The sequence below is a fragment of the Kocuria sediminis genome (genome assembly GCF_009735315.1).
GTDB classification, from domain to species: Bacteria; Actinomycetota; Actinomycetes; order Actinomycetales; family Micrococcaceae; genus Kocuria; species Kocuria turfanensis.
Genome location: NZ_WOGU01000010.1, coordinates 114,335 through 126,833 on the forward strand (window position 1 = coordinate 114,335; position 12,499 = coordinate 126,833).

At 74.7% G+C, this 12,499-nt stretch carries 7 protein-coding genes; 5 read left to right on the plus strand and 2 right to left on the minus strand.

Annotated features, from left to right (window positions below):
* Positions 1-67 precede the first annotated feature (67 nt).
* Positions 68-1,597, minus strand: coding sequence for an MFS transporter (locus GMA12_RS12900; protein WP_156269892.1), 1,530 nt, complete (start codon positions 1,595-1,597; stop codon positions 68-70).
* A gap of 143 nt (positions 1,598-1,740) precedes the next feature.
* Here GMA12_RS12900 and GMA12_RS12905 point away from each other — a divergent pair, with 143 nt between their 5' ends.
* From GMA12_RS12905 to GMA12_RS12920, 4 genes are all read left to right on the plus strand, one after another.
* Positions 1,741-3,546: an AMP-binding protein gene (locus tag GMA12_RS12905; RefSeq protein WP_276607405.1), complete on the plus strand. Its 1,806-nt coding sequence runs from the start codon at positions 1,741-1,743 to the stop codon at positions 3,544-3,546.
* Positions 3,547-4,190: 644 nt separating this feature from the next.
* The gene (locus GMA12_RS12910) at positions 4,191-6,374 is read left to right on the plus strand and encodes a RecQ family ATP-dependent DNA helicase (protein WP_156269893.1); all 2,184 of its coding nucleotides are present in this window, start codon (positions 4,191-4,193) and stop codon (positions 6,372-6,374) included.
* A gap of 53 nt (positions 6,375-6,427) precedes the next feature.
* Positions 6,428-7,522: a glycosyltransferase gene (locus GMA12_RS12915; RefSeq protein WP_162459814.1), complete on the plus strand. Its 1,095-nt coding sequence runs from the start codon at positions 6,428-6,430 to the stop codon at positions 7,520-7,522.
* 62 nt (positions 7,523-7,584) lie between these two features.
* Positions 7,585-9,672, plus strand: a complete 2,088-nt coding sequence (locus tag GMA12_RS12920; protein WP_156269895.1) for an acyltransferase family protein — start codon at positions 7,585-7,587, stop codon at positions 9,670-9,672.
* Between the two features lie 33 nt (positions 9,673-9,705).
* Here the strand turns inward: GMA12_RS12920 and GMA12_RS12925 are convergent, their stop codons facing one another.
* On the minus strand, positions 9,706-11,172 hold the full coding sequence (locus GMA12_RS12925) for a lipopolysaccharide biosynthesis protein (RefSeq protein WP_156269896.1): 1,467 nt from the start codon (positions 11,170-11,172) through the stop codon (positions 9,706-9,708).
* 190 nt (positions 11,173-11,362) lie between these two features.
* Here GMA12_RS12925 and GMA12_RS12930 point away from each other — a divergent pair, with 190 nt between their 5' ends.
* Positions 11,363-12,481 carry a glycosyltransferase gene (locus tag GMA12_RS12930; protein WP_156269897.1) on the plus strand — a complete coding sequence of 373 codons (1,119 nt, stop codon included), beginning with the start codon at positions 11,363-11,365 and terminating at the stop codon, positions 12,479-12,481.
* Positions 12,482-12,499: the final 18 nt, after the last annotated feature.

A 12,499-nucleotide genomic window follows, 5' to 3' on the forward strand; every position in this document is an offset into this window, starting at 1 on the left:
GTGGTGCGGCTGGGAGGTGCGGCGCCCGCGGGTGCGCGGGCCCGGCCGCCCAGCTTACCCGGGGGCGCTACCGGCGGCGCAGCCGCGGCACGCGGCGCAGGAGCAGGGCCACGACCACGGAGGTCACCCCCAGCAGGACGGCGCCGATCCCGGCGGAGAGGTGCACCCCCGCCTCGAAGGCCGCCACGGCCGAGGTGAGCAGCTGATCGGCCGCGCCCGGGTCCAGGGCTCCTGCGACGTCGACCGCCCCGCCCAGGGTCTCGGCCGCGGTGGCGGCCTGGTCCGGGGCCAGGCCCGGCGGCGGCACCACCCGGTGGGCGTAGGTGGCGGTGACGGCCGTGCCCAGCACGGCCACGCCCAGCCCCGCACCGAGCTCGTAGGCGGTCTCGGAGATCGCCGAGGCCGCGCCGGCCTGCTCGGGGGCGACCTCGGCGAGGATCAGGTCCCCCGCGATCGTCTGGGCCGCCCCGGAGCCGAGCCCGATCACCATGAGGGCGACGACGAGGACCGTCCCGCCGGACAGGTCCCCGAGCAGCACCAGGAGGAAGCCGGAGGCCATGAGCAGCAGACCGCCGCCGAGCACGAACGCCGGGCGGACGACGCCGACCACGTGCACCGCGACCAGCCCCGACACGATGGTCACGGCCGCCCCCGGCAGCAGGGCCAGGCCCGCGAGCATCGGCGGCACGCCCTCCACCAGCTGCAGGTACTGGGAGACGAAGAAGAGGAAGCCGATGAAGGTGGTGGAGGCCACCAGGTTGTTGAGCAGACCGCCGGTGAACGGTGCGTGGCGGAACAGGCGCAGGTCCAGCATCGGCACCGGCCGGCGCAGCTGGCGGCGCACGAACAGGGTCCCCGCGGCGGCGGCGAGCAGGACCGCCGCGGCCACGGCCGGGGAGGGCCCGTGCGCGCCGAGGTCCTTGAGGCCGTGGACCAGTCCGACCATCGCCGTCATGATCAGCACCGCGCTGGGCACGTCCACCGGCCCCGGGGCCGGGTTCCTGGACTCCGGCACCAGCACCGGAGCCAGGACCAGCAGGGGCAGCAGCACCGGCACGGCGATGAGGAGGACGGAGCCCCACCAGAAGTGCTCCAGCAGGAACCCGCCCAGCACCGGGCCGAGGGCCCCGCCCGCGGAGAAGCCCGTGGCCCAGACCGCGATGGCGGTCCGCCGCTGGGTGGGGTCGTGGAAGATGTTGCGCAGCAGGGACAAGGTGGCCGGCATCAGCATGGACCCAAACAGCCCCAGCAGCGCGCGGGCCGCCACGAGCACCGCCCCCGTGGGCGCGAACGCGGCCAGCGCCGACACCACCGCGAACCCCGTGCTCCCCACCAGCAGCAGCCGGCGGCGTCCCACCCGGTCCCCGAGGGACCCCATCGGCACGAGCAGCCCGGCCAGCACCAGCGGGTAGGCGTCCACCATCCACAGCAGCTGCGTGCCGGTGGGGCGCAGCTCCCGGGAGATCTCGGGCAGCGCGAAGTTCAGCACCGTGTTGTCCACGGAGATCAGCAGCACCGGCAGCATCAGCACCACGAGCGCCGCCCACTCCCGGGCGCCGGCGCGGGCGGGAGCTGCGGTGGTGGCCGGGGAGGGCATGGCGGGGAGAGGTCTCCTTCCGGGACGACGGGTGTGGGCACCATCCTCGCAGAGGCCGGCCGGCGGGAGCCCCGCACTAGACTGCACGGGAAGGCCGGCCGGACGAGCCCGCCCGGCCCGCAGCGACGGAGAAGAGGTCCCCGATGGTCGAGCCGGTTCCCACGAGCGCGATGTCCGACGCCGCCCCCGGTGTCTCCGAGCAGTACGAGGCGGTCCGCGACCGTGTCCTGGAGCTGCGCGAGGACTACGAGCGGGCGCGGCAGGAGTTCCGCTGGCCGCGGATGGAGCACTTCAACTTCGCCCTGGACTGGTTCGACCACGTCGCCCGGGACCCCGGGCGGGGGAGCCGCGACGCCCTGTGGATCGTGGCCGCCGACGGCGCGGAGCAGCGGCGCACCTTCGCCGAGCTCGCCGAGTCCTCGGCCCGCACCGCGAACTGGCTGCGGGGCCTGGGAGTCCGCCGCGGCGACCGCATCCTGCTGATGCTGGGCAACCAGCTGGAGCTGTGGGAGACCCAGCTCGCCGGGATGAAGCTGGGGGCGCCGCTGATCCCGACCGCCGTGATGATGCCGCCCGCGGACCTGCAGGACCGCGTCCGGCGCGGCCGGGTCTCCTGGGTCGTGACGGACGCCGCCAACGCCCCGAAGTTCGCCGCGGTGGACGGCGACTACGGTCTCGTCGTCGTGGGCGGGGACGCGGAGGTGGAGGCGGCGCGGGAGCAGCTGCCCGGCCGGGCGGTGCGCCGCTACGCCGACTCCGCCGGCGCGGACGCCGTGTTCGTCCCCGAGGGGGTCACGCGCTCCCGGGACCCGCTGCTGCTGTACTTCACCTCCGGGACCACGTCGCAGGCCAAGCTCGTGGAGCACACCCACTACTCCTACTCGTTCGGGCACCTCTCCACCGTCTACTGGATGGGCCTGCGCCCCGGGGACGTGCACCTGAACATCGCCTCGCCCGGGTGGGGCAAGCACTCGTGGTCGAACTTCTTCGCCCCGTGGATCGCGGAGGCCACCGTGTTCATCCTCAACCAGGACCGCTTCGACGCGGTGGGACTCATGGAGCAGATGGGCCGCGCGGGCGTCACCAGCTTCTGCGCCCCGCCCACCGTGTGGCGGATGCTCATCCAGGCGGATCTGCACCGCGTCCAGGACCCGCCCGTGTCCGCCGTCTCCGCCGGGGAGCCGCTGAACCCCGAGGTGATCCGCCGGGTGCAGGAGGCGTGGGGCGTGACGATCCGGGACGGCTACGGCCAGACGGAGACCACGCTGCAGATCGCCAACACCCCCGGCCAGCCGGTCGTGCCCGGCGCCATGGGCAGGCCGCTGCCGGGCTTCGTCGTCGAGCTCCTGGACCCCCGCACGGGCGCGCCCGCCGAGGAGGGCGAGATCTGCCTGAAGGTGGACGACGATCCCCCCGGGATCATGGCCGGCTACATCGACGAGCCCGAGCGCACCGCCGAGGTCGTCCAGGACGGCTGGTACCACACCCGGGACATCGCCCGCCGGGACGAGCACGGGGTCTACACGTACGTGGGGCGCACCGACGACGTCTTCAAGGCCTCGGACTACCGGATCTCCCCGTTCGAGCTGGAGTCGGTGCTCATCGAGCACCCCGCGGTCGCGGAGGCGGCCGTGGTCCCGGCCCCGGACCCCGTCCGGCACGCCGTGCCGAAGGCCTACCTGGTGCTCGCCGCCGGGGCGGAGCCCACCCGGGAGCTCGCGGGGGAGATCCTCCGCTTCGCCCGGGAGAACCTCGCCCCCTACAAGCGGGTGCGCCGGATCGAGTTCACCGACCTGCCGAAGACGATCTCGGGCAAGATCCGCCGCGTGGTGCTGCGCGAGCGCGAGGAGGCCGCGGACCGGTCGGCGGCCGGCGCGCCGGTGACGCCGTCTGCCGACGGCCTGGGCGTCGAGTACACCGAGGCGGACTTCCCGGGTCTGCGCGACTGACCGGCGCGCGCCCGGCGCCCGGCCGGGGCGCCGGGCGCGCAACGTGACGTCATCCCGTGGCCCGGAACGGTGCCTCCTGGGGGACGCGCCGGGGCCGGTCTGTCCCCACTTCGTGCCACGTTTGCCGATGCAAATGAATGGAGTCGGTGGGGGAAAGTCGGGAAAACAACGATGTGGCAAGCGCAAACACATGAAAAAACGTCGGTGTCGGCCGTTCTGAATATGACGTCGGCCGCCGTGACAGGTCTTGGAAACCCTGCCACCATGGAGTCAATTGGTTCACCCGATGGGGCAGAACCAACTGATCCGTCGGGGGGCGGATCGACGGCGGTTCATCGGGGGATGGGCCGCCCGCACGCAGGCATCGGGGGGTGCCGGTGCGACCGGTTCATCGGGGGGTGAACCGACACGGGAGCACCGCTGGGGGGCGGTACTCCCACCAGGCGAGTCTCTGCTTGCCACCGGCCGTCAGGCCGGACGATGCGCCCGCTGCGGGGGCCATCCGTTCCGACGGATGGGCAGCGGGCGCATCGCTCTGTCCGGGCCCGACCGGTGGCGCCGGGCGGTGCAGTGCGGTGCGCCGTGCTGCACCGCCCGGTGGCCGCCGCGCCACGGCGTCGGTGGACCCTGGAAGACTGGGGCCCATGACGACTTCCCCGGCTTCCGACACCGCCCAGGACACCGCCCAGGACACCGCCCTGCGCGAGGACGCGCTCGGGCTGCTGCGCGCGCTCACCGGCCGGGCCGACGCCGCCTTCCACCCCGGCCAGTTCGAGGCGATCGAAGCCCTCGTGGGGCACGGCCGGCGGGCCCTGGTGGTGCAGCGCACCGGGTGGGGCAAGTCCGCGGTCTACTTCCTCTCCGCCCTGCTGCTGCGGGCGCGTGGACGGGGTCCCACCCTGATCGTCTCCCCGCTGCTGGCCCTGATGCGGGACCAGGTCGCCGCCGCGGCCCGGGCGGGCGTGCGGGCGGCGGCCATCAACTCCGCCAACGCCACCGAGTGGGGGCAGATCTCCGCCCAGCTGCAGGCCGACGAGCTCGACGTCCTGCTCGTCTCCCCGGAGCGGCTCAACAACCCGGTGTTCCGGGAGCAGCAGCTGCCGCAGCTGGTGGCCCGGCTCGGGCTGCTCGTGGTGGACGAGGCGCACTGCATCTCGGACTGGGGCCACGACTTCCGCCCCGACTACCGGCGCATCCGGGACCTGATCGCGCGCCTGCCGGAGGAGGTCCCGGTGCTGGCCACGACCGCCACCGCCAACGAGCGGGTGGTCGCCGACGTCGAGGAGCAGCTGGGCGTGCGGCCCGGCGGCACGAGCACGGGGGAGGTCTTCACCCTCCGGGGCCCGCTCTCCCGGGCGTCCCTGCGGCTGGGCGTGCTGGACCTGCCCTCGGCCACGGCCCGGCTCGCCTGGCTGCTCGAGCACGTCGAGTCCCTGCCGGGCAGCGGGATCATCTACGCCCTCACGGTGGGGGCCGCCGAGGACACCGCCCAGGCGCTCGCCGACGCCGGCCTGCCGGTGCGGGCCTACACCGGGCGCACGGACCAGGGCGAGCGGGAGGAGCTCGAGGCCGCGCTCAAGGAGAACCGGGTCAAGGCCCTGGTGGCCACCTCCGCGCTGGGCATGGGCTTCGACAAGCCCGACCTCGGGTTCGTGGTCCACCTGGGCGCGCCGTCCTCGCCGGTGGCCTACTACCAGCAGGTCGGCCGTGCCGGGCGCGCCACCGACAACGCCGACGTCCTGCTGCTGCCCGGGACCGAGGACCGGCAGATCTGGGAGTACTTCGCGACCGCGTCCATGCCCACGGAGCAGAAGGCCACCGCCGTCCTCGGCGAGCTGGCGGCCGCGGGGGGCGCCCTCTCCGTGGCCGTGCTGGAGTCCCGCGTGGACGTCCGGCGCAGTCCGCTCGAGCTGCTGCTGAAGGTCCTCGCCGTCGAGGGCGCGGTGGAGCGCGTGCAGGGCGGCTGGCAGGCCACGGGCGCACCGTGGCGCTACGACGCCGAGCGCTACGGCCGGATCGCCGCCGCCCGGGTCGACGAGCAGAACGCCATGCTCGACTACGAGCGCACCACCGGGTGCCGCATGGAGTTCCTCGCCCGGCAGCTGGACGACCCCACGGCCGCCCCGTGCGGACGGTGCGACACCTGCGCCGGCCCGTGGTACCCCACGACCGTCGACGAGAGCGCCACCGACTCCGCCGGGGCGGCCCTGACCCGGGTGGGCGTCGTGCTGGAGCCCCGGGCGCAGTGGCCCACGGGGATGCCGCGGCTCGGCGTGGACGTCAAGGGCCGGATCCCGGAGGACGAGCGCTGCGCCGAGGGCCGGGCCCTCGCCCGGCTCACGGACCTGGGCTGGGGCAACCGGCTGCGCGAGCTGTTCCGCACCGACGAGCAGGGCGCCCCGGTCGACGGGCCGGTGGATCCGGCCCTCGGCCGGGCCTGCGTGCAGGTCCTCGCCGAATGGCGCTGGGCGGACCGGCCCGCGGCGGTCGTCTCGGTCCCGTCCCGCTCCCGGCCCCGGCTCGTGCGCTCGCTGGCGGAGGGCATGGCCGGGGTGGGCCACCTGCCCTACCTCGGGGAGCTCGACGTCCCCGAGGGGTTCCCCGCCGGCGGGCACGGCGGCAACAGCGCCTACCGGCTGGCGGCTCTGTGGGAGAAGTTCCAGGTGGGGCCGCGGCTCGCCGAGGAGCTGGACCGGCTCGGCGGACGGCCCGTGCTGCTGGTCGACGACCTCGTGGACAGCCGCTGGACGCTGGCCGTGGCCGCCCGCGCCCTGCGCCGGGCCGGCGCCGGCCCGGTGCTGCCCTTCGTGCTGGCCTCCCAGGGCTGAGCCGCGGACCGGGCCGGGGGAGCGGCCGGGCCCGGTCTTGTACGCTGTCCTGCGTGTCCTCCCCTCCCACGCCGCTCGTCGACGTCATCATCCCCGTGCACACCGCCGCACGACCCGTCGACCGCGCCGTCGGTGCGGTGCTGGCCGGGGGCCTCCCGGTCGGCGGCCACGGCGGGGCCCGCCTCACGGTGGTCTGCCACAACGTCGACACCGCGCTGATCCGTGACCGTCTCGCCGCGGAGCACCGGCCGCTCGTCGACCTGGTGGAGTGCGTCGACGGCACCCGCAACCCGGCCGCCCCCCGCAACCTGGGCCTCGAGCGCTCCTCCGCCCGGTACGTCTCCTTCGTGGACAGCGACGACACCATCGCGCCCGGGGCGCTGGCGGCCTGGACGGCGGTCGCGGAGCGCCACGGCTCGGCGGCGGTGCTCCCGCGCCTGGTCCACGGCGGCGGCGGCGTGCTCCGCACCCCCGTGCCCCGCCCGTTCCGCCGCGCGGACCTCGACCCGGTCAAGGACCGGCTGGCCTACCGCACCACCAGCCTCGGGCTCCTCCGCCGGGAGGTGCTGGCCGAGCGCGGGCTGCGCTTCCAGGGCCAGTACGCCACCGGCGAGGACCTGGGGCTCACCGCCCGCGCCTGGTTCGGCGGCGGGCGCCTGGACCTCGCCCCGCGGTGGGCGCACTACGTGGTGCGCGACGACGCGGCGGACCGGATCACCCGGGCACCGCGACCCCTGCACCAGGAACTGGCCGCCTTCGTCGACCTGCTGGGCGGGGCCTGGGCGGCGGGACTTCCCGAGCAGCAGCGCAGCGCCATCGCGGTGAAGGTCCTCAGGGTCCAGCTGTTCGGCGCGGTGCACGCCCGCGCGGCGGCGGGCGCCTGGACCGACGCGGACGCCGCGACGTGCCGGGCGCTGCTCCGGCTGGTGGAGTCGGTGGCCGGGGCGGCGCTCGAGGTGCTGCCGCGAGCCGACCGGGACCTGCTGGATCTCGCGGTCCGCGACGGAGCCACTGCCGGTGAGGTGCACGCCGCGTCCGTCCGGCGGCGCCGCTTCGGCCGGCCCGCCACGCTGCTCACCCGGGACCCGCGCCGGGTCCTGCACCGCGAGGCGCCCCTGCGCTTCATGGCCGCCTCCCTGCTGGTCTGACCGGTCGGTGTGACAATGGTGGCCTGCCCATCGTCTGACCCCCCTCCTGACGAGAGAGTTCCATGAGCCGTCTCCTGCCCGCCGAGCTGTCCGCCGGGACCGCGCACGCCGGCGCGCCCCCCGCCCCGGCCGCCCACCGCTTCCGCCCCGAGGTGCAGGGGCTGCGCACCGTGGCCGTCCTCCTGGTCGCCGTCTACCACGTGTGGATCGGCGGGGTCTCGGGCGGGGTGGACGTCTTCCTGTTCATCTCCGCGTTCCTGATGACCCTGTCCTTCGTCCGGCGGCTCGAGGCCGGGACGGGGCCGCAGCTGGGCCGCTACTGGGCCAGGACCTTCTCGCGGCTGCTCCCGCCCGTCGTCGTCACGGTGCTGGGCACCCTCGTGGCGGTGCGGCTGCTGTTCCCCTCCGACCGCTGGTACGCCGCGATCGAGGAGGCGGCGGCCACGGTGCTGTACTCCCAGAACTGGGTGCTCGCGTTCAACGCGGTGGACTACTACGCCGCGGACACCTCGCAGGCCAGCCCGTTCCAGCACTTCTGGTCCCTCTCCGTGCAGGGCCAGGTGTTCCTGCTCTGGCCGCTGCTGCTCGCCCTGTGCGGACTGCTCGCCCGGCGCACCCGGCAACCCGTGGGCCGCGTGGCCGCCGTCGTGTTCGGGGCCGTGTTCCTGGCCTCCTTCGTCTTCTCGGTGGTCTCCACGAACCACGAGCAGGCCTTCGCCTACTTCGACACCCGCGCCCGGCTGTGGGAGTTCGCCCTCGGCTCGCTGCTGGCCCTGGCCGTGCTGCGCGGCGTCCGCCTCCCGGGCGCGCTGCGCCTCCTCATGGGGTGGACCGGGCTCGTGGCCATCGCGGTGTGCGGGCTGGTCCTGGACGTCCAGGGCTCCTTCCCCGGGTGGGCGGCGCTGTGGCCGCTGACCGGGGCGGCCCTGGTGATCCTCGCCGGGCACACCGGCGACCCGCGCGGGGCCGACGCCCTGCTCACCCGCCGCCCCCTCCTGGTCCTCGGCGAGGCGTCCTACGCCGTCTACCTCGTGCACTGGCCGGTGCTCGTGACCTATCTGGTGGTCACGGACCGGGAGAAGGCCACGCTGCTGCACGGGCTGGTCATCCTGCTGGCCAGCATCGTCCTGGGCGTCCTGGTGCACCGGCTGGTCGAGCGGCCGCTGCGGCTCGGCACCGGAGCGCGGGCCGTCCTGCACCAGCTCGGGCTGATCGTGCTGTGCCTGGTCCTCGTGCTGGTCCCCGCCGCGGGCGCCCGTGTCGTCCTGGACCGGCACGCCCAGGAGGCCGCGGCGCGGGCCGCCGTCGAGAACCCGGGAGCCGCCGTCCTGGCCGGGGACCTCGCGTGGCAGCAGGACCCGGCGGTGCCCACGATCCCGAACCCCCTCGTGCGGGAGGGCCAGTGGGCGGCGCTGCCGGAGAAGTGCGACGACGCGGCGCAGGACTGGTTCGGCGACCACGTGGTGGCGTGCACGGCCCTGCCCGTGGACCCGGACGCCGAGGTCGACGCCATGGTGGTCGGCAACTCCCACGCCGAGCAGTGGCTGCCGGCGTTCCAGCGCGTCGCCGAGGACCGCGGCTGGAACCTGCTCTCCGCCGTCAAGGGCGCCTGCCGGTACCAGCCGGTCGAGACCACCGACGAGACCGAGTGCCAGGAGCTCATCCGGCTCACGGACCAGTACATCGAGGAGCAGGACATCGACGTGGTGTTCACGACCTCCACCGTCACCTCCACCGACGGGCCCGGCGAAGAGATCGCTCCCGGGTTCGCGCAGCTCCTCGACGACCTCGACGAGCGGGGCGTCACCGTGGTCGGGATCCGCGACAACCCGCGCTTCCCCTTCAACATGGTCACCTGCATCGACCAGGACGGCCCCGACGCGGCGCGCTGCAACCCGCCGCGGGAGCAGAAGCTGGCCCCGCAGAACCCGGCGGACGCGCTCGAGGCGGCGCACGACAACTTCGTCAACGTCGACATGAGCGACTGGATCTGCCCGGACGGGACGTGCCCGTCCCGGATCGGCAACCGCTGGGTCTACATGGACGACAACCACATGCCCCACGACTACGTGGTCACCATGGTCCCGGCCTATGCGGAGCAGTTCGACCGGCTGGTGGAGCGCCGGGCGCAGCCCCTGCCCGGCGGGTGACCGGCGGGATCCGGTGCAGCGGCGGGGCGCGGCTCAGCGCCGGAACCGGCCCCCGACCGCCCGGACCACGGGCTGCAGGTCCCGGACGCTGAGCCCCGCCCAGACCGCCAGGAACACGGCGGTGACCCCCAGGGCCGGCAGCACCCGGAACTCCGGGCCGAGGACCTGCAGACCCGCCAGGACCAGCCCGTAGCCGACGGCGATGCGCAGCAGGATCCCGCCCCACCGCATCCGGTCCAGCCGCCAGACCACCAGCAGCGGCAGCACCGCGCTGATCAGCGCGCCCACCAGATAGCCCACGGCCGAGGCCAGGATCCCCAGCTCCGGGCCCAGCACCAGCATGGTGCCCACCCCCGCGGCCAGGCCCAGGCCGTTGGCGGCGGCCAGCACCTTGATCCCCCAGGGCTCGGTGCCGTTGAGCCGGGCGTTGGCGGCGTTGAAGCTGGTCGCCGAGACGGCCAGGAACAGCAGGACCAGCAGCGGCTCGGCCTCCACGAAAGAGGGGTCCCCGAAGTAGACCAGCCTCAGGACGGGCTCCGCCCACAGGGCGCCCACGCCGAAGACCGGCAGGAAGACCGTGACCATCGTGCGCAGGATCGTGTCCACCTGACGGGTCAGCCCCGCGGTGTCCCCGGCGGCGTACATCCGGGCCACGCTCGGGGACAGCGCGGTGAGCATGGCCCCGGACAGCATGCTGGCGGGGGTCGCGAGGGACACCGCGGCGGCGTAGAGGCCCACCTCCGCCTTGGTGGCGAAGCCGTCGCCGATCACCAGGGACAGCTGCATCAGGCCGCTCGCCGCCACGAGGTGGGCCGACCCCCACGCGGTGAAGAGCAGGATCTCCCGGCGCTGGGCCGGGTCGAGGCGGGCACCGCTGCGGCGCGGCCACGCGGGCAGGGCGTAGACCGCGTAGCCGGTGATCAGGGGCAGCAGCAGCACCCAGTGCCAGCCCGCGAGCAGGACCAGCAGCAGCAGGGTGAGGGTGAGGAACGAGCTGATGGTGTCCCACGCCGTCGTGGTCACGAACTGGTTGTTGCCCGTGCGCACGCCGCGCACGAAGTTGTAGGCCGACAGGGAGAGCACGAGCAGGCCCGCCGAGACCGTGTAGGCCCACGAGAGCTCGAGCACGAACGCGGCGTAGAGCACCGCCGAGACGGACAGCACCGCCATGCCCGCGGACGCGCTGGTCGCCGTGAACGACGCCGTGGCCGCCTGCGCGTCCCGGTCCTGGCGGCCCCGGGCCATCGCGATGAACTTGGACGCCGCCGTGCCGGAGGCCTGGGGCCAGAGCAGGACGAGGAACAGCGCCAGCGAGATCGTCAGGTTGACGTCGGCGAGCGCCTCCTGGCCCATCAGGTTGCCCACCAGCACGCTGTAGCCGAAGCGGGACAGGCCCTGGACGAACACGGCCACCACGGTCAGGGCGAACGCGGACCCCAGGGGGTTGTCGGTGTTCGCGTGGTTCGGGGGCGGGAAGAGGATCGAGCGCAGCCGGGACATCAGGCGGCCGACCGGGGGGTTGGGCTGGTCATCGGGTCCGAGTCTACCCAGGCCGGCGGGACCGTCGGGCGGTGCACCCCGGGCCTCGCCGGCGTGGATAACCTGGGGGCATGAGCCAGCACACCGAGACGTCCTCCCCCGGCCCGCGCCCCGTGCGGACGCCGCAGACCAGCGGCAGGGGCTGAGCGGCATGCGCGTGCTCGTCGTCAGCACCTGGTATCCCTCGGCCGAGCGCCCCGGGGAGACGCCGTTCGTGCCCCGGCACGTCCGGGCGATCTCCCGCCACCACGACGTCCGGGTGGTGCACGTCCGGCTCCTGCGCACGGGACCGGCCCGCGGCGAGGTCTGGGACGGGGTCCCGGTGCTGCGCGTCCCGTTCCACCCGCTCCGGCCGCGGACCCTCCTCCAGGCCTACCGGGTGCTCTCCCGGGGAGTGCGCGGGGCCGAGCTCGTGCACAGCATGGCGTTCTCCACGGCACTCGTGCTCGCCCCGCTGGCCGTGGCCCGGCTCCTGGGGCGGCCCTGGGTGCACACCGAGCACTGGAACGGCGTCCACACCCCGGAGCAGGTCGGCGGCGTCTGGCGGTGGTTCGCGTGGTCGCGCCGCGTGCTCCGGCTGCCGGAGCTGGTCACCGGGGTCAGCGAGGCGATGTGCGGGACGCTGCGGCGCTTCTGCCGCCCCGGGAGCGTCCGCTGGTGGGGCAACGTGGTGGACCACGACGACGCGGTGGTGCCGCCGCCGCGAGGGAGGACCCTCGAGCTCGTGTCCGTCGGCGGCCTGTGGGGGCTCAAGGACCCGCTGCTCGCCGTCGAGGCGGTGGCGGCGCTGCGCCGCTCCGGCGCGGACGTGCACCTGGTGTGGTGCGGCGAGGGACCGCTGCGCGGCCAGGTCGAGGAGCGCATCGAGGCGCTGGGCCTGCAGGGCGCCGTGGAGCTCGCCGGCAGCCTCGAGCCGGCGCAGGTGCGGCGGCGCCTGGCCGCCGCGGACGTGTTCCTGCTGCCCAGCCGCACCGAGACGTTCTGCGTGGCGGCCGCCGAGGCGCTGGCGGCCGGGCGGCCCGTGGTGATGGGAGCGGTCGGCGCCCACACCGAGTTCCTGCACGCCGGCAACTCCCGCCTCGTGGCCGAGCGCACCCCGGAGGCCTTCGGCCGGGCCGTGCTGGACGTCGTCGCCGCGGACGACCTGCTCACCCCCGAGGCGATGGCGGAGGAGATCCGCGCCGTCTACGGCAGCGAGCGGATCGCCGCCGACATCGACCGGCTCTACCGGTCGGTCGCCCCGGGCCCGGGCGCGGAGGGTCGGCTTTGACCCCGTGGCCGGTCCTCG